The sequence below is a fragment of the Vibrio sp. SCSIO 43137 genome (assembly GCF_028201475.1).
GTDB lineage: Bacteria > Pseudomonadota > Gammaproteobacteria > Enterobacterales > Vibrionaceae > Vibrio.
In genome coordinates this window covers 1,130,273-1,148,604 of record NZ_CP116383.1, presented here as the reverse complement: position 1 = coordinate 1,148,604, position 18,332 = coordinate 1,130,273, and the positions used below count along the sequence as shown (strand labels likewise).

Sequence of the window (18,332 nt, the reverse complement as noted above, 5' to 3'; positions counted from 1 at the left end):
AGTAACCAGTTGCATCCGCTATTTTGCTTGGCTTTGACAAAAATAATTCACTAGGCTCAGGGTTAAATTATCCCGGCAAATTCGCACTGAGAAATCACCTTCCCCTTTTGGCTATGCTAGAATCGGATTAATATTCATCAAGAGATCAAGACATTGAATCTACAACAACTACTTGAGCAGCCTGAACTGGAAGGCAAACTACTTAATGAAGCGCAAACCTATGGTTTTGTTACCGCAATGGCTGCAGCCCCGAATGTACTGGATCCAACGGAATGGATTCCGTTTTTATGGGGCGGAGAAGAAGTGGCCCCGTTTACTGACGGTGCGCAATTAGAAGAGTACGCCGATATTATTATCGCCATCTGGAACCATGCCCGCCCAGCCCTGCTGGAAGGAACATGGCAATGGCCGGAAGGTTGCACCCTGGATGAAGAAGAGATTGTCTCAGAGAAGACCAAGCAGTTTACCGAAGGCGCACTACAGGGCTGGCAGCTTGCAAGGGACGACTGGGAAACACTGATGCCGGAAGAGAGCGAAGATAATGCCCTGCTGGGCGGTGTGCTGCTGTCACTTAGCATGCTATTTGATCCGGAAACTTCACTGGCAACACTGAAAGAGCACGGTGTAGATGGTCTGGATCAGTTTGAGGAGATCTTTAACGCCATTCCGACTATGTTGTGTGGTCTTACTCAGCGTGGCGCTATGCTGGCAGAAGAGCAGTAATAACAAATAGCGAAATGTAAAAAGCCCCGCAAGTTTAAACTCCGGGGCTTTTTGTTGTTCGGACAGTAAGCGTATTACGCGTTACCTTTGGTACTTAACTGAAGTTGCTCGGCAAAGTCCAGCATTCTGTTAAGGGGGATAAGAGACTTAACACGTACCTCTTCATCAACGAAGATCTCATGCTCTGCAGCGCCTTCTGTCAGTGCATTCTCAATAGCAGCTAAGCCATTCATTGCCATCCACGGGCAGTGAGCACAGCTACGGCAGGTTGCTCCCGCTCCCGCTGTTGGCGCTTCCATCAGCTCCTTTTCCGGAACCAGTTGCTGCATCTTAAAGAAGATACCTTTATCTGTCGCCACAATCAGTTTTTTATGTGGCAGCTCTTTAGCCGCTTTAATTAACTGACTGGTTGACCCTACTGCATCAGCAAGCTCTACCACAGAGGCCGGTGATTCAGGGTGTACCAGAATGGCAGCATCAGGATATTGCGTTTTTAAATCCTTTAGTGCTTTGGCGGAGAACTCATCATGCACTACACACTCGCCCTGCCAGAGAAGCATCTCTGCACCGGTTTTATTGGCAATATAAGAGCCAAGGTGACGATCAGGACCCCAGATAATTTTCTTATCTTCCGCATCCAGATGATCGACAATCTCAAGGGCAATACTGGATGTAACAACCCAGTCAGCACGCGCTTTAACCGCTGCTGAGGTATTGGCGTACACCACAACCGTATGATCAGGATGGGCATCGCAGAACTCGGTAAATTTATCGGAAGGACAGCCTAGATCCAGAGAACACTCAGCTTCAAGGTTCGGCATCAGAATGGTCTTTTCCGGAGTCAGAATTTTAGCTGACTCACCCATAAAGCGAACCCCGGCAATAATCAGGGTACTGGCCGGATGGCGGTTACCAAACTTGGCCATTTCCAGTGAATCACCAACAAAACCACCGGTATTCTCTGCCAGAGCCTGAATTTCAGGATCCGTATAATAGTGAGCGATCAATACAGCATCTCGCTCTTTTAACAGTCGGGTGATGGTTTCAATATGGGCCGCTTTTTGCTCTTCTGTCAGCGGAACCGGCTTTGGCGGGAACGGATAAACGGGTGTTTCTATTAAGTCGAGTATGTGGCTCATTGCTCTTGCTCTATGCAACTTCCTATAATCCGAGCATTGTATACCCAACAAAGCATAAGGTGAAGTTACTTACTATGGAATCAGCACATCTCCATATAGTAAATTCGTCTATAGCATTCTCTAAACATGTTGCCAGAATAACCTGAAATAAGAGTAAAGAGTGGCAATAGGTTTGTTCAGAACTAAAAAGGGTTCGCCTGTAATAGCGAACCCTCCGTAAATATCACACAAAGCTTACTTCAACTTCTTCTGTGCTGCTTTAGCCGAAGCACTGTTCGGATGCTCTTTAATCACCTGCTGATAATAGCTGTTCGCTTTAGCCGTCTGCTTATTGCGCGTCGCTATATCACCCAGCTTAACCAGTGAGTCAGCTCGTTTGTTGGAATCTTTAAACGAAACCACAGCAGAAAAGCTCTTCTCAGCTTCTGCATCCTGCTTTCTGGCAAAATAGAGTTGGCCAAGCCAGTAGTGGGAGTTAGGCGTAAAGTTTGACTGAGGGAAATCAGACTGGAACTTAATAAAGGCATTGATAGCACCAGCGTAGTCTTTCTTCTTCAGGATCAGATCAACCGCATTTTTGTATGCCGCCTCTTCATCTAAATCAGAACTGTAAGTACCGCTGTTACCTTCACTACCTGTATCAGATGTGTCAGTTTCAGCGGTTGCCGATGTCTTCACTTCGTTACGAAGCTTATCCATCTCAATAAACAATTCGCGCTGACGATCAAGCATCTGCTTCATGTCGTAGCTGTTTCTTTCCACCAAACCTCTGAGTTCATCCAGTTCGGCTGTCATCTCATCGATTTGCTGCTGCATTTGTAACTGTACAGTTGCGCGATTACGCAATAGGCGTTCCAGACGCTGAACATCAGTTTCGGGAGTAGAGACTTGATTGGATGTTTGGGAGGTAGCGGAGGTGTCACTGCTTAAATCTGCCACTGGAGCTGGTGCGGCGAATGTAATATTCGCCGCACTTGCCAGTAACACAAGCGAAGCAGCTCGCTTCAGGTTACTGCTCATGAGGTCTTTCCTCAATCTTAATTAGTATACGATAACCGCGCGACGGTTTTTCGCATAGGCTGCTTCAGTTTGACCAAGAACCAGTGGTTTCTCTTCGCCATAGCTGATGATAGCGATTTGGTCAGCCTGTACACCCAGAGCTTGCAGGTACTTAGATACTGCTTCAGCACGACGCTCGCCCAGTGCGATGTTGTACTCAGGAGTACCACGCTCATCAGCATGACCTTCTACAGTCACTTTGATTGATGGGTCTTTGCTCAGGAATGCAGCGTGAGCAGCCAGCATCTCTTCGTAGCTGCCAGCCACTGTTGCATTGTCAAATGCGAAGAATACAGTCTGGTTTTCGCGAAGTGCTTGCTCTTTAAGCTCTTGCTCAGACAGTTTTGCATCCTGACCTACAGGAGTTACTACCGTAGTGCCGTCAGTCGCTGTCTGTTGGTTGTTAGTCTGCTGTGATGAAGCGTCAGTTGCTTCATTGCTAGAGCTACATGCTGTAACTGCTAGAATTGGTAGCGCAATAAGTAGCCCTTTCAGAACCTTGTTTAGTTGCATCTTTTTTATTCCTTAATAATTCAAAACTTAGTTGCTTAAAAACGGTGACCATGCGGGAGCTCTTACACGCCCATTTGTTGCCGGTAATCTAGCTTTAAAACGACCATCTATCGATACAAGAGAAAGTACGTTTTTCTTTCTGTAGATCGAACTGTATATGACCATTCCACCATTCGGGGCAATACTTGGGGATTCATCCAGAAGTGTTCTGGTTAACACCTGAACGGCTCCCGTCTCCAGATCTTGTTTTGCCAGATTAAAGCCGGAATTGGAACGATTTACCATAATCATAAAGCGTCCGTCCGGTGTAATTTGACCACCCAAATTCTGGCTACCCTGCCAAGTTAAACGGTTAGTCGAACCGTCTAACAAATTTACTCGATAAATCTGAGGTTTACCACCCCGATCTGAAGTAAATATGAGAGATTGTCCGTCTGGATACCAAAATGGTTCCGTATTATTTGATCTTCCGCTCGTTATTTGTTTCAGTTTTCGCGATTGCAAGTCTAGCGTGTAGACCTGAAGGCTACCGGTTTTTGATAAAACAATAGCCAGTGTTTTGCCATCTGGTGAGAATCTTGGCGCACCATTATGACGAGGGAATGAAGTTAATTTTTCACGTTTGCCGGTATAGATATCCATGATAAATATCTCAGCACGGGCATTTTGGAAACTTACATAGGCCAGCTGACGTCCGTCAGGAGACCATGCCGGAGACATAAGTGGTTGCTTAGAACGCAAAACCAGACGCTCATCGTAGCCGTCGTAATCCGCCACTCTCAGCTGATATTTATATTTGTCGTCATCGTTAACCACGACATAGGCGATTCGGGTCAGGAATGCGCCTCTTTCACCCGTCAGTTGCTCAAATACAAAGTTAGAAATCTTGTGGGCGTATTTACGTAGCTGATTTGCGCTAAGTGGAATGGACTTTTTATGGAACAGAATATGGTCTTTGGAAAGTACCAGATTGCCGTTTGCATCCAACGCTTTGCTCTGTCCGTCCGTTAGCTGTCCGCGCACGACATCCACAAGCTGGTAGTCGATGACAAACTTACCCTCAGCATTCTGAGTAATGGTTCCGGTAAGAAGTGCATCAACGCCCAACCCTGTCCAAGCAGAGAAATCTATCTCACTATCCGTATAAGGAGTTTGTGGCATTTTGTTTACTGCCACCGGGCTGAACTTACCGCTACGCTGCAGATCTGAAGAAACAATAGCAGAGATATTTTGTGGCAGCTTTTTCTCTCCCTGCCATTTAAACGGTACTATGGCGATGGGACGGGCTGAGTTTATTCCTTCGGTAATGACCAGTTCCAACGCGGCGTTAGCGTAGCCTGTTACCAGAATAAGTAATCCTGTAATAAGTTTTTTAATCACTGTAATTCCTTTTCCTATTACTCGGGCGCAAATGTTAAGTTGATATCTCTTAGCTTAGCTACCACATCTTTATCGTCAGGCAGCGGGAAGCTGCGAACCTGAGCGACAGCTCGTTTTGTTGCAGCACAAACACGCTTATCTCCGGAGAGTACCTTAACATCACTAAGTATGGCGTCTTTTCCTGTCGGAAGTAATCTTAAGTTAACCCGGCACGATTTGCCAAGGTAGGATTCATCCTGCAATAAGTTGTTCTGAATCAGTTGAGTATAGATGGCGCCGTAACGGTCTACCTCTGAAGCGACAAAACGCTCTTTGGCAGACAGGTTCTGCGAAGCTTCTTGCTCAAGGCCGGCAAAGATATCGCCCAGAGCGGCTTCCTGCTCTTTGCGCTCACGCTCTAACTGCTTCAGGCGTTCTTTCTCCTTACGGGCTTTTTCAGCCGCAGCTGCACGCTCTTTCTCTTTAGCGATGCGTTCTGCTTCGGCTTTCTTAGCTTTTTCTCTTTCCAGGCGCGCTTTTTCTTCTGCCTGCTTAGCCGCTTTCTCTTTGGCTATGCGCTCTTGTTCTGCTTTCTCAATCGCTTTCTGCTTAGCAATACGCGCTTTCTCAGCCTTTTCCAGCTGTTTCTGTTTTTCTATTCTCTGCTGCTCAGCTTTTTTGGCCGCTTCCTGCTGCTTCTTGCGCTCCGCTTCTGCTTTTGCCAGACGCTCTTTCTCTTTACGGACTTTTTCTATTTCCGCCTTGCGCTGTTTTTCTGCCTCACGGGCCGCTTTATCGGCTTTGGCTTTATCTTCCTGAAGCTTACGGATTCTGGCCTCTTCCTCTTTGCGGTTTTTCTCCAGTTGCTCTGTCTGCTTACGCAGCTTTTCCAGACGCTCTCTTTCCGCCTTAGCGGCAGATTCACGCTGACTTCTGATTTCGTTTGCCTGACGTCTGACAACGTTCGGATCAATCACCACAGCCTGAACCAGATTGCCGACCGGCTCTGGTTTAGACATATTAAAATCGGTTCCCCATAGCAGTGCTGCCACTAACAAAAGGTGCAGTACCACTGAGATAGCTATCGCTGATGTAAACTTGTTATTATTTTTCATCTACGGCTAAAACTATTCCTTTATTTCCGTCAGCAGGCCGACTTTCTCTATACCTGCGCGGTTAAGTTCATCAAGCACCAGTACAATCTCTGAGTATGGTGTGGCAGCATCACCACCTACGGCAACCGGTGATGTCGGCGATATGGAAAGCTCCGCTTTTACCCTTATCAGCACATCCTGAAGGGAGAGACCGCGTTTTACCTCTTCGTTATTTACACTCAGGCCAAGATTACCCTCTTGATCAATCTCGACAATAATAAAGCTGGCGTTATCTTCACCGGCCAGTTCCGAAGCTGGTTTTGCCGAAGAGGTTGCCGGCAGTTCCACATCAACCCCCTGAGTAACAAAGGGTGATGTCACCATAAAGATAATCAGCAGCACAAGCATAACGTCGATATAAGGAACGACGTTAATCTCTGCAGTCAGCTTACGCTTTTTCGGTTGATAACCCGCCATGACTATTCCTTATCGCTCATCGCCTGACGGTGGAGAATACTGTGGAACTCTTCAGAGAAGGTGGCATATGAGTGCTCAAGCTTACTAACACGGTTACTTAAGCGGTTATAAGCCATTACTGCCGGAATAGCTGCAAACAGACCCATTGCCGTAGCAACCAGCGCCTCGGCGATACCGGGGGCAACCATTGACAGGGTTGCCTGCTTTACTTCACCCAGAGCGATAAAGGCGTGCATAATTCCCCAGACCGTACCAAACAGGCCGATATAAGGGCTGATGGAACCTACGGTTGCCAGAAACGGCAGGCTGGTTTCAAGCTCATCCACTTCACGGGAAACACTTACCCGCATGGCACGTCCGGTTCCGTCCATCACTGAATCGCGGGATGAACCAGCTGTTCTTCTCAGACGGGCAAACTCGGTAAAACCTGAATAAAAAATCTCTTCCGTTCCGGAAAGGTTATCTTTACGCGCTTTTACTTGCTGATATAGCTGAGAAAGATCCTGAGTAGACCAGAATTTGTCTTCAAACTCACTGGCATCTTTAATTGCTGAAGAGAGCACTTTGCTGCGTTGAATGATCATTGCCCATGATGCAACGGACATACCCAGTAACACCAACATAACCAACTTAACCAGTAAACCGGCCTGCAAAAATAGATCTAGAATAGAAATTTCGGCATTCACTCTGACTTTAACTCCGCAATAATTGAACCCGGGATCGCTTTAGGTTTCATTTTTAAACTGTTTACGCATGCTACCTTAACAGTCGCTCTGCACAAGACGTCACCCTGATGATTAACCATTTCCTGACAAAAGCTAATCGACGCTTTTTTTAATTCTGCAATGGTTGTAACTACCGTCAGATGTTCATCCAGCTTTGCACCCAGCAAAAAATCGATGTCCATATGGCGAACAACAAAACCGGTTTGTTGTTCAAGTAGTACCTGTTGAGAGACACCAACAGAGCGTAAGAGTTCAGTCCGCGCTCTTTCAAAATACTTCAGATAGTTTGAATGATAGACAACTCCGCCTGCATCCGTGTCTTCGTAGTAGACGGTGACAGGCCAACGAAACTGAGGGGCTATTGCTTGCTCCACAACCATTACCAATATTGAAAATTAAAATAATGGCTAACTATACCCTATCAAAAGGAAATAGTACGATGCGGACAAACTTTTTTTGTTGCAGATGATAAAAAATTGAAGCGCTCACTAAGGATGCGCTTCAATTTGATGCTTTTTTAAGCGAAGAGATAAAGTGCGGTCAGATACAGAAGTATCGTCAGCGACAGGTAGGGGCTGAAAAACAGCCGCCAGTATGGGCTTCTCTGTACAAAACCAATACCGAATATCACCCCTGAGCATATTGCCCAGATAAGCAGTGGTGCTATTACCACATTAAAACCGCCAATTGCCTCGGCATATTGGTTTGGTTCCCACAAAATCAATCCGGCATGGCCGATGGCCAGCAGAAAAGATAAAGCCCGGAACAGGGCTTTATCTATCGGGCGATGCCAGTTATCAACCTGACCCGCCAGTTTACTCACTATCTTTATCCATCATTTCTGAATGTTCCAGCCAGAGCGCGTTGATAATGCCGAATGCGCACGCCAGTAATACACCTAAAATCCAAGCGAAATACCACATAATCTATGCTCCTTAGTACAGTGAGTTTTTGTTTTCTTCGATAAACTGGTTATCCAGACGACCGAACATTTTATAGTAAGCCCATGCGGTATAGCTCAGTATTACCGGTACCATAACGGCAGCTACTGCTGTCATGATTTGCAGGGTAAGCTCACTGGATGTAGAATCCCACATGGTTAAGCTATGGCTTGGTTCCATGCTTGAAGGCATCACAAACGGGAACATAGTAAATCCGGCAGTCAGGATAACACCCGCCACAGTCAGACTTGACGCAAGGAATGCCAGACCAGATTTTTCAGCACGTGTCGCCACAATGACAACCAGCGGCATCACTGCACCCAGTACAGGTGCCAGCCACATTAGCGGATAGTTGTAAAAGTTAGCCATCCACGCACCCGCTTCACGTACCACTTCTTTATTTAGTGGGTTCGATGCCGCCATGGTGTCGATTTCACTCTTGATCACATAGCCTTCGATGCCCTGAATCCAGATGCCGGCGATAACGAACAGTACCGTTACTGCAAGAGCAACAATTTTAGTCAGGTTGCGGGCGCGGTTATACACCTCATCTGTGGTTTTCATTTGTAGCCAGGTTGTGCCCATCATCAGGAACATACCAAGGCTAATCAGACCACAAACCAGCGCAAACGGATTAAGCAGTGCAAAGAATGAACCGTGGTAGCTAGGCATAATCAGGTCACTCAGTACAAATGGTACACCCTGCAGCAGGTTACCAAAGGCAACACCGAAGATTACCGGCGGAACAAAACCGGAGATACTGATAGCGATATCCCAGTAGTTGCGCCATTTTTTGTCTTCCAGCTTTGAACGGTAGTCCAGACCAATAGGACGAAGCCAAAGAGCAGCCAGAGTCACCACCATCGCCAGATAGAAACCTGAGAAAGAGGTTGCGTAAACCAGCGGCCATGCAGCAAACAGAGCACCACCGGCGGTAATAAGCCACACCTGGTTACCGTCCCAGTGCGGGGCAATAGAGTTGATCATCACGCGACGTTCGTTGTCTGTTTTACCCAGAACCGGAACCAGTGCGCCTACACCCATATCAAAACCATCAGCAATAGCGAATCCGATAAGAAGAACGCCTACCAGTACCCACCAGATAAAACGCAAGATTTCGTAATCAAACATAGTTATTCTCTCCTCTTACGCTTCTACTTGGCGATTCATAACGTCTTGCGCAGAATCAGCGTTTTGTTCGAAATGATAACGACCTGTCTTCAGGCTGCTTGGTCCCTTACGGGCAAACTTCACCATCAGATACACTTCTGCAATCAGGAACACGGTATACAGTGCCAGAATTGCAAACAGTGACAGCCAGAGATCCGACTCAGAAAGCGCAGAAACCGCAACATCAACCGGCAGAATTTCACCTACCGCCCAAGGCTGACGACCATACTCGGCCACGAACCAACCCATCTCAATAGCGATCCACGGTAGCGGAATAGAGAATAGCGCCGCTTTAAGTACCCAAGGTTTGCGCTCAATTTTCTGACGGCAGGTTTGCAGGAAGGCAGCACCAAATACAAACAGCATAATAAAGCCACACGCTACCATGATGCGGAATGACCAGAACAGCGGCCATACGGTCGGGATGGAATCATCAACAGCAGACTGGATCTGCTCTTCCGTTGCATCGACCACATTTTCCGTATAGCGCTTAAGCAGCAGACCGTAACCCAGATCGTCCTTCACATCGTCGAAGGCTTGCAGGTTCTGCTCTGACTTATCGCCGCCACGCAGTTTTTGCAGCAGGTCATAAGCCAGCATACCGTTGCGGATACGCTCTTCGTGCTCAAGTTTAAGATCGGTAATACCTGTTACTTCCGTATCGAAAGAACGGGTAGCGATAATACCCATTACATAAGGGATCTTAATCGCGAAGTCGGTATGCTCTTTCTCTTGATTAGGGAAACCAAACAGAGTAAATGCCGCCGGAGCTTCTTCCGTCTCCCACTCGGCTTCAATGGCAGCCAGTTTCACTTTCTGCACATCGCCCAGCTCATAACCAGACTCATCACCAAGCACAATAACCGAAAGGATAGATGCCATACCGAACGATGCAGCCACTGCAAATGAGCGGCGGGCAAAGGCGATATCACGGCCTTTCAGCAGATAGTAAGAACTGATACCCAGAATAAACATGGCGCCACAGGTGTAGCCCGAAGCTACGGTATGGACAAATTTCACCTGAGCTACAGGGTTAAGAACCAGCTCAGCAAAGCTTACCATCTCCATACGCATGGATTCGAAGTTAAACTCTGCACCAACGGGATTTTGCATCCAGCCGTTAGCGACCAGAATCCAAAGTGCAGAGAAGTTCGAACCCAGAGCCACCAACCAGGTTACCGCAAGGTGTTGGCGTTTTGACAGACGATCCCATCCAAAGAAGAAAAGACCTACAAAAGTGGATTCAAGGAAGAATGCGACCAAGGCTTCAATGGCAAGAGGGGCACCAAAGATATCGCCTACGTAGTGAGAATAGTATGACCAGTTAGTACCAAACTGAAACTCCATAGTAAGGCCGGTAGCCACACCCAGAGCAAAGTTGATACCGAACAGCTTACCCCAGAACTTTGTCATGTCCTTGTAGATCTGCTTATCGGTCATTACGTAAAGAGACTCCATAATGGCGAGTAAAAACGCCATACCCAGAGTCAGAGGAACAAATAAAAAGTGATACATCGCTGTAAGCGCAAATTGCAACCGCGATAAATCGACTATGTCAATCATAGTTACTCCTTTTGTGTCGGGCTGAAGGACACTAATGCTTATTGCACCAATTCCTGACACTTATCCATCAACAAGTTAACAATGTAACTAAAAGGTTATCATGTTAATGAGATGTGCCTTTTTGGTTAGTTTTTTGTTAAGTTTAATCTAATATAGCTGGAACTAATATTACTGCTAAATCACCTTTGATTCAAAAGATTTTTTGCGTTGATTGAAATCAAGTTTTCTGCCGGAAAAGTCAGTTGACGGGTTTGCGATTGATTAATATCAAGCCTTAACGGCGTTTTTATAATCAGCGGGAATTAAAAGAGGGTCTTTATAGAATTAAATTGCAAAAGTAGTTGCACAAAAAATAATTAATATATTCATTATATTGAGATCTAGATCGACTCGGCGGGTACAAAAAGGCCGGTGATAACACACCGGCCAGACAAGAATAACGACCTTTATGGCTGAACTAAGCCAAAATGGAGATAAGCGCGGCTGGTGGCAATCCGCCCTCTCGGTGTCCTTTGCAGATAGCCCTGCTGTATCAGATAAGGTTCAAGCACATCTTCAATGGTGTCTTTCTCTTCCCCAATTGCAGCAGCAAGGTTATCCAGCCCGACAGGGCCGCCTGAGAATTTTTCCATAATGGCCAGCAATAGTTTTCTGTCCATATAGTCGAAGCCCTGACTATCTACATCCAGCATATCAAGGGCTTTGTCCGCCACTTCTGCAGAGATATGGCCATCGCCTTTAACTTCGGCATAGTCCCTCACTCTACGCAGCAGGCGGTTAGCGATACGTGGTGTACCACGGGCACGCCTTGCCACTTCCAGCGCCCCACCGGGATCCATAGACAGATTAAGACAGCTGGCACTGCGCTGAACAATATGCTGCAGATCTTCAACTTTATAGTACTCCAGACGTTGAACGATTCCGAAACGATCCCGCAGCGGCGAAGTCAGTGAACCGGCACGGGTAGTGGCGCCGATAAGAGTAAACGGAGGCAGGTCAATCTTAATGGAGCGGGCCGCCGGGCCTTCACCAATCATAATATCCAGCTGATAATCTTCCATAGCCGGATAGAGCACCTCTTCGACCATAGGGCTCAGACGATGGATCTCATCAATAAACAGAACATCATTCTCTTCAAGATTGGTCAGCAGAGCCGCCAGATCACCCGCTTTTTCCAGCACAGGGCCGGACGTGGTACGGATGTTCACTTCCATCTCATTGGCAACAATGTTGGCAAGGGTGGTTTTACCCAGACCCGGAGGACCAAAAATCAACAAGTGATCTAAGGCTTCATCACGTAGCTGAGCGGCCTTTATAAAGATTTCCATCTGATCGCGGACATGATCCTGCCCCTGATAATCCGCCAGCTTTTTCGGCCTTATGGCACGGTCTATCACATCTTCATCTTTAAATACCGGATTATCCGGTGCGATCAAACGGTCAGCTTCTATCATTACTTAGTTCCGGTTAAACCATGGATTTGAGTGCTTCTCTGATCAAGCCTTCGCTCGACATATCAGGCTTAGCGACCTGAGAGACCACTTTCGACGCCTGCTGTGGCTTGTAGCCAAGGGCAATTAGTGCGCTCACGGCTTCGTCTTCAGCATTTTGCACCGGTTCTGCAGCCGGAGCTGAATCCAGAGGAGCCGCATCCGTTGCCGGGGTAAACAGATCACCGGCACCCCAGCCTTTCAGGCGGTCTTTCATTTCAACAACCAGACGTTCGGCGGTCTTCTTACCAACACCCGGCAGTTTAACCAGTGTTGAGATATCTTCCCGCTCTACACAGGATACAAACTGGGCAGCTGTCATGCCTGACAAGATTGCCAGACCAAGTTTAGGCCCTACCCCGTTAGCTTTTATCACTTCGCGGAATAGCGCACGCTCTTTTATGGTGTTAAAGCCATACAGTAGCTGAGCGTCTTCCCGCACAACAAAATGGGTATACACTATCGCTTCCTGACCAATCTCAGGCAGCTCATAAAAACAGCTCATCGGCATCTGAACTTCATAGCCGATACCACTAACTTCTATAAGCAGCTCCGGTGGCTGCTTATCAACGAGAATTCCGCGAAGGCGTCCAATCACTGGTTGTTCCTTTTGAAAACTAAACTGTGCAGAATCATATTCCATTACTGGACAAACATCCAGTAACAATTAGATATGCCGGGACACCAGTTTCAGCGATAGCGCCCTTTTTTGGCACTGGTCGCTTTGCCTGCCAGGGCAATCATGGTTTTATTGGTATTGGCGTGACATATGGCCACACCGAGGGCATCAGCGGCATCTGCCTGTGGTTTGCTGGGCAGTTTGAGCATACTCATCACCATATGCTGAACCTGCGCCTTATCTGCCCCCCCCGTTCCTACTACGGCCTGCTTGATGAGTCTGGCCGCATACTCATAAACGGGCAAGTCTGCATTTACCGCTGCAACAATGGCACTGCCCCTTGCCTGCCCCAGTTTTAATGCTGAGTCGGCATTCTTCGACATAAATACCTGCTCGATGGCAAATTCATCGGGTTGAAATTGGGTAATGATTTCACTTACTCCGGCGTATATCTGCTTTAATCGTCCCGGAAGGTCGTCCTGAGAGGTACGGATACATCCACTCCCCAGATAATGCAGATGTCTGCCTTCCTGCCTGATAACACCATAACCTGTAATGCGGGAGCCTGGATCAATACCAAGAATTATCATTTATAAACCTGTGTGTTTTGTCGAATTTATTAAATAGGGAAGAAGGTAAATGATGCCACACTGTGGGCTACTTTATTTATGGTACGGTTGGTTCCGTCTGAAATCAGCAAGGCCATCATATCCTGCAAAAGTATCATCTGACCCAACACACGTTCATAACTGTAGTTGGCAACACCATTTGCACCGATACCATTGCTGAGTAGCAGAAGTTCACCATTGTCATACTTTCGGTTGTTTAGTTGCCAGGAGATGGTCTCAAGGTTACGGGCACTGTCATACAGTTTCTGATGATCAATCTCGTCAAAAATATAGAAATCGACTTTGTGATTGTATGAGGCACTTAACATACCGCTAATGCCTGTCATAAGGGCAAACACCCTGTCGCCTTTAAACTCTTTAGAGAAAGCCAGCGGAAGCACATCAACGCCATCCATATTACCCAGCTCAAGGTAACCATTTTCAGGCCGTTCAACGGTCAGTATCTGCGCTACGCGCGCATCAATGGTCATACCGGAGTTTTTCTTCAGCTCTCTCGGGTTTCGTTTATACAGCTTAATCGTCAGAGTTTTAAGCAGTTCTCTTAGCTGCTTAATATGTACATCGGTAACAAGGTCGATATCCGATTTTGCCAGGTTTTTAATTTCAAACGAATTCTCTTTACCTGCACATGCGGTCAGAACAAACATCAACAGTGTTATAGCAACATAACGCATCAAATCTTCCCTGCTAACAAATAGTTATCTTTTCGGACAGTGAAATATCAACCGATTAATCTGGTTGGCATTATTCTACCCAAGGGCAATTGATTCACCAAAAAAAAGCCAGGTCTTACCTGGCTTTTTTTGAATAAGAACGTAATAACGAAATTATTTTTCTTCGGCTAACTTAACCGCGATGGCCAGCTCTTCCAGTGCAGCCGGATTCGCAAGGCTTGGTGCGTCAGTCAGCAGACAAGATGCCGCCGTTGTTTTAGGGAAGGCGATTACGTCACGGATATTTTCCGTTCCGCACAACAGCATAACCAGACGGTCAAGGCCAAATGCCAGACCGGCGTGTGGCGGTGTACCAAATTTAAGTGCATCCAGCAGGAAGCCAAATTTCAGACGCTGTTCTGACTCATCGATACCCAGAATATCGAACACCGCTGACTGCATTTCTGCGTTGTGGATACGTACAGAACCGCCACCCACTTCATAGCCGTTAATCACCATGTCATAAGCGTTAGAGTTTGCTGCTGCAGGATTGACCTTAAGCTCTTCAGCAGTAACACCCAGAGGAGAAGTGAACGGGTGATGCATAGCATGCAGGTTACCTTCGTCGTCCTCTTCAAACATCGGGAAATCAACAACCCATAGTGGTTTCCATGCCGCGGTATCAGTGATCTCTAGATCGATACCTACTTTCAGACGAAGGGCACCCATCGCTTCTGCCACTGTGTTAGCTTTATCTGCACCGAACAGAATGATATCACCGGACTCAGCACCCGTACGCTCAAGAATTGCAGAGATAACTTCTTCTGACAGGAACTTAGCTACCGGAGACTGAATACCTTCCATTCCGGCGTCTTTATCGTTTACTTTCATCCATGCCAGACCTTTAGCACCGTAAATACCCACGTATTTACCATACTCATCGATCTGTTTACGAGTCAGCTTAGCGCCACCCGGCACACGAAGAACCGCTACACGACCTTTTTCATCATTAGCCGGGCCGGAGAATACTTTAAACTCAACATCTTTAACCAGATCAGCAACATCCACCAGCTCCATCGGGTTACGCAGGTCGGGCTTATCTGAACCGAAACGACGGATAGCTTCAGCGAAAGGCATGACAGGGAAAGCTCCAAGATCAACGCTTAACAGCTCCTGCCACATTTCGCGAACCATCTTCTCAGTCACTTCACGAACCTGATCGGCGCTCATAAATGACGTTTCGATATCGATCTGAGTAAATTCAGGCTGACGGTCAGCACGTAAGTCTTCGTCACGGAAACATTTTACGATCTGATAGTAGCGATCAAAACCAGACATCATCAGCAGCTGTTTAAACAACTGAGGAGATTGCGGAAGCGCGTAGAAGCTGCCTTTATGAACACGGCTCGGTACCAGATAGTCACGGGCACCTTCCGGAGTGGCTTTTGTCAGTACCGGTGTTTCGATATCAAGGAAGTCGTTGCTATCAAGGAAGCGACGCACAAAACTTGATGCCTTAGCACGCAGTTTAATGTGATTGCTCATTTCAGGACGACGCAGATCCAGATAGCGGTACTTAAGACGCTGCTCTTCTGAGTTATTCTGGTTAAAGTCCAGTGGCAGGACATCAGAACGGTTGATGATCTCAAGGCCTGTTGCCAGCACTTCTACTTCACCCGTTGCCATATCTTTGTTGATCTGGCTGTCAGGGCGCGCACGCACTTCACCGGTAAATTTAATGCAGAACTCATTTCTGAGCTGGTTAGCAATTTCAAATACGTCCTTCATATCAGGGTCTACAACTACCTGAACGATACCTTCACGATCTCGCATATCAACAAAGATAAGGCCGCCTAAATCGCGACGACGGTTAACCCAACCGCAAAGTTCTACAGTTTGTCCCACAAGGGACTTGTTCAGGTGACCACAATACTGGGTACGCATAATGAAATTCCCAATCTCTTAATTATTAGCTAAACGGAGGCAGCGGGCGCTGCCGATTCGAACCCACATTTATACTCGGAATAGCGGCTAAAATCGACCTTTAACCGCACTTTTTCTGGCAATTTTTAATCCGTTATTTCAATTTGGCTACAAAAGCAGCGTTTTTCACCCTTTTATAACTCGGTAACCATTATTAGATACCGCTCCCTCCGGCAAATATCGAACACAAACACGCATAAACCCATCCATGGGGCTCCGCCGCGCCTTCCCTGGCGCGGAGGGTTTGTTTATCGATATCTGCCTTATGGCAGAACGCACAACATGAAATTAATAACTGGTTTTATATCTTGTATCCACTTAGTCCTATCAGAGAAAGACAAGATGACATTAAGCGCTTTTTTCCTTAAAATACGCCACCGTTTTTATCCCGAGCTAAGGCAAAATATCAATGAGCAACCAAGACACCATATTTTCTTCTCCTATCGATAACATAGGAAATTTTGCCTTTGACGAAAAAGTGGTTGAAGTGTTTCCGGATATGATTCAACGCTCTGTACCGGGATACAGCAATATTATCTCTGCCATCGGTATGTTGGCACAGCGATTTGCCAAACCAAACAGCAACATCTATGACCTTGGCTGTTCTCTTGGTGCCGCGACCTTGTCCATGCGCCGCAACATTCAGCAGGAAGGCTGCCGGATTATCTCCATTGATAACTCCAGCGCCATGGTTGAGCGTTGCAAGTTACACGTTAATGCCTACCGCTCAGATACACCCGTAGAAGTGATTGAAGACGATATCCGCAATGTCGATATCGAAAACGCCAGTATGGTGGTGCTTAACTTTACTCTGCAGTTTTTGTCACCGGAAGACAGACAAAGCCTGCTGGAAAAAATCTATCATGGCTTACGTCCCGGCGGGATTTTGATCCTGTCAGAAAAGTATGTGTTTGAAGATGAAAAATCCAATGAGCTGTTGATTGATCTTCACCACGATTTTAAACGCGCTAACGGATACAGTGAGCTGGAGATCAGCCAGAAACGCAGCGCCATTGAAAATGTACTGATTCCTGATAGTGTGCCAATGCATAAAGAACGGCTGAAGAATATTGGTTTTTCCAGTGTTGAACTCTGGTTCCAGTGCTTTAATTTCGGCTCCATGTTTGCCATTAAATAACACACGCTACCGACTCAAATTAATTAGATTCTGACTCTATGTTTAACTTTGCTAACTTCTACCAACTGATTGCTCAGGACACGGATTTGCAGCCGTGGCTGAACACACTGCCACAGCAACTGACTGACTGGCAAAATGCCGAACACGGCGATTTTGAACGCTGGCTGAGAGCGTTAAAAAAGATACCGGCCGATAAACCTGACTCTATTGAACTAAAACAGTCTGTTACGCTTGGCAATACAGAGCCACTGGCAACTGGTGAAAAAAAGAAGCTGGAAAACCTGCTTAAGACATTCCACCCGTGGCGCAAAGGGCCCTATCATCTGCACGATATTCATATCGATACAGAGTGGCGTTCTGACTGGAAGTGGGATCGTGTTCTGCCGCATATATCACCACTAAAGAACCGTACCGTTCTCGATGTGGGTTGTGGCAACGGCTACCATATGTGGCGCATGTTGGGTGAAGGTGCCCGACTGTGTGTCGGTATCGATCCTTCTCATCTGTTTCTGATTCAGTTTGAAGCGATCCGTAAGTTAATGGGAGACGACCAGCGCGCTCATCTTCTTCCTCTGGGCATAGAGCAGCTACCAGAACTGAAAGCCTTTAATACTGTGTTCAGTATGGGTGTTCTCTACCACCGCCGCTCTCCACTGGATCATCTTCTTCAGTTGAAAAACCAGCTACTGCCGGGTGGCGAACTGGTGCTGGAAACTCTGGTGATTGAAGGAGATGAGAATACCGTTTTGGTACCGGTAGACAGATACGCTCAGATGCGCAACGTCTATTTCTTCCCTTCTGCGAAAGCCCTTAAGGTGTGGCTGGAAAAATGTGGCTTCGTAGACGTGAAGATTGTCGATGAGAATATTACTACCACTGGCGAGCAACGAACTACAGAGTGGATGACCCATAACTCACTGCCGGATTACCTTGACCCGCAGGATCCAAGCAAAACTGTCGAAGGCTACCCTGCTCCGAGAAGAGCTATTCTGGTGGCGAAGAACCCATAACGGTTTTACTATTTCGCATAAAGCAAGGGCAGCTTATTAATAAGCTG

At 46.8% G+C, this 18,332-nt stretch carries 20 protein-coding genes; 3 read left to right on the top strand and 17 right to left on the bottom strand.

Translation table 11 applies throughout. From position 1 onward, the window contains the following. The first annotated feature begins 153 nt into the window (after window positions 1-153). Window positions 154-723 (top strand): UPF0149 family protein, encoded by a 570-nt coding sequence (locus PK654_RS05495; protein WP_271698203.1) that lies wholly within the window; start codon window positions 154-156, stop codon window positions 721-723. Between the two features lie 74 nt (window positions 724-797). Here the strand turns inward: PK654_RS05495 and nadA are convergent, their stop codons facing one another. The 17 genes from nadA to aspS all read right to left on the bottom strand — a co-directional run bounded on the left by nadA (window position 798) and on the right by aspS (window position 16,098). Next, window positions 798-1,862, bottom strand: coding sequence for a quinolinate synthase NadA (gene nadA / locus PK654_RS05490; protein ID WP_271698202.1), 1,065 nt, complete (start codon window positions 1,860-1,862; stop codon window positions 798-800). Window positions 1,863-2,096: 234 nt separating this feature from the next. Continuing rightward, a complete protein-coding gene (ybgF, locus tag PK654_RS05485) occupies window positions 2,097-2,882 on the bottom strand; it encodes a tol-pal system protein YbgF (protein WP_271698201.1) in 786 nt (261 codons plus the stop codon). A 21-nt stretch (window positions 2,883-2,903) separates the two neighbouring features. Continuing rightward, window positions 2,904-3,434, bottom strand: coding sequence for a peptidoglycan-associated lipoprotein Pal (gene pal / locus PK654_RS05480; RefSeq protein WP_271698200.1), 531 nt, complete (start codon window positions 3,432-3,434; stop codon window positions 2,904-2,906). Window positions 3,435-3,461: 27 nt separating this feature from the next. Next, window positions 3,462-4,814, bottom strand: a complete 1,353-nt coding sequence (gene tolB / locus PK654_RS05475) for a Tol-Pal system beta propeller repeat protein TolB (protein WP_271698199.1) — start codon at window positions 4,812-4,814, stop codon at window positions 3,462-3,464. Window positions 4,815-4,831: 17 nt separating this feature from the next. Further along, window positions 4,832-5,908 (bottom strand): cell envelope integrity protein TolA, encoded by a 1,077-nt coding sequence (tolA, locus tag PK654_RS05470; protein WP_271698197.1) that lies wholly within the window; start codon window positions 5,906-5,908, stop codon window positions 4,832-4,834. Between the two features lie 12 nt (window positions 5,909-5,920). Next, window positions 5,921-6,364 carry a protein TolR gene (gene tolR / locus PK654_RS05465; protein WP_271698195.1) on the bottom strand — a complete coding sequence of 148 codons (444 nt, stop codon included), beginning with the start codon at window positions 6,362-6,364 and terminating at the stop codon, window positions 5,921-5,923. A 2-nt stretch (window positions 6,365-6,366) separates the two neighbouring features. Further along, on the bottom strand, window positions 6,367-7,050 hold the full coding sequence (gene tolQ / locus PK654_RS05460) for a protein TolQ (RefSeq protein WP_271698193.1): 684 nt from the start codon (window positions 7,048-7,050) through the stop codon (window positions 6,367-6,369). Continuing rightward, window positions 7,047-7,463 (bottom strand): tol-pal system-associated acyl-CoA thioesterase, encoded by a 417-nt coding sequence (gene ybgC / locus PK654_RS05455; protein ID WP_271698191.1) that lies wholly within the window; start codon window positions 7,461-7,463, stop codon window positions 7,047-7,049. Before ybgC ends, tolQ begins: the two co-directional genes overlap by 4 nt. A 143-nt stretch (window positions 7,464-7,606) precedes the next feature. Next, entirely contained in the window at window positions 7,607-7,912 is a 306-nt protein-coding gene (gene ybgE, locus PK654_RS05450) for a cyd operon protein YbgE (RefSeq protein ID WP_271698189.1), read from the bottom strand. Then, window positions 7,905-8,012 (bottom strand): cytochrome bd-I oxidase subunit CydX, encoded by a 108-nt coding sequence (gene cydX / locus PK654_RS05445; RefSeq protein ID WP_000270284.1) that lies wholly within the window; start codon window positions 8,010-8,012, stop codon window positions 7,905-7,907. The genes ybgE and cydX overlap by 8 nt, the downstream gene beginning before the upstream one ends. 12 nt (window positions 8,013-8,024) lie before the next feature. After that, window positions 8,025-9,161, bottom strand: a complete 1,137-nt coding sequence (gene cydB, locus PK654_RS05440; RefSeq protein WP_271698183.1) for a cytochrome d ubiquinol oxidase subunit II — start codon at window positions 9,159-9,161, stop codon at window positions 8,025-8,027. Window positions 9,162-9,176: 15 nt separating this feature from the next. Next, window positions 9,177-10,763, bottom strand: a complete 1,587-nt coding sequence (gene cydA, locus PK654_RS05435) for a cytochrome ubiquinol oxidase subunit I (RefSeq protein WP_271698182.1) — start codon at window positions 10,761-10,763, stop codon at window positions 9,177-9,179. Between the two features lie 446 nt (window positions 10,764-11,209). Next, a complete protein-coding gene (ruvB, locus tag PK654_RS05430) occupies window positions 11,210-12,217 on the bottom strand; it encodes a Holliday junction branch migration DNA helicase RuvB (RefSeq protein ID WP_271698181.1) in 1,008 nt (335 codons plus the stop codon). Between the two features lie 13 nt (window positions 12,218-12,230). Next, window positions 12,231-12,851 (bottom strand): Holliday junction branch migration protein RuvA, encoded by a 621-nt coding sequence (gene ruvA, locus PK654_RS05425; RefSeq protein ID WP_271698180.1) that lies wholly within the window; start codon window positions 12,849-12,851, stop codon window positions 12,231-12,233. A 92-nt stretch (window positions 12,852-12,943) separates the two neighbouring features. Then, entirely contained in the window at window positions 12,944-13,462 is a 519-nt protein-coding gene (ruvC, locus tag PK654_RS05420) for a crossover junction endodeoxyribonuclease RuvC (protein WP_271698179.1), read from the bottom strand. A gap of 29 nt (window positions 13,463-13,491) precedes the next feature. Next, a complete protein-coding gene (locus tag PK654_RS05415) occupies window positions 13,492-14,175 on the bottom strand; it encodes a hypothetical protein (protein WP_271698178.1) in 684 nt (227 codons plus the stop codon). 153 nt (window positions 14,176-14,328) lie between these two features. After that, window positions 14,329-16,098 (bottom strand): aspartate--tRNA ligase, encoded by a 1,770-nt coding sequence (aspS, locus tag PK654_RS05410; protein ID WP_271698176.1) that lies wholly within the window; start codon window positions 16,096-16,098, stop codon window positions 14,329-14,331. 448 nt (window positions 16,099-16,546) lie between these two features. On the opposite strand from aspS, the gene cmoA reads away from it, so the two are divergent. Both cmoA and cmoB read left to right on the top strand, forming a co-directional pair. After that, window positions 16,547-17,275 carry a carboxy-S-adenosyl-L-methionine synthase CmoA gene (gene cmoA / locus PK654_RS05405; RefSeq protein WP_271698175.1) on the top strand — a complete coding sequence of 243 codons (729 nt, stop codon included), beginning with the start codon at window positions 16,547-16,549 and terminating at the stop codon, window positions 17,273-17,275. Window positions 17,276-17,313: 38 nt separating this feature from the next. Next, a complete protein-coding gene (gene cmoB, locus PK654_RS05400; protein WP_271698174.1) occupies window positions 17,314-18,285 on the top strand; it encodes a tRNA 5-methoxyuridine(34)/uridine 5-oxyacetic acid(34) synthase CmoB in 972 nt (323 codons plus the stop codon). The last annotated feature ends 47 nt before the right edge of the window (window positions 18,286-18,332 follow it).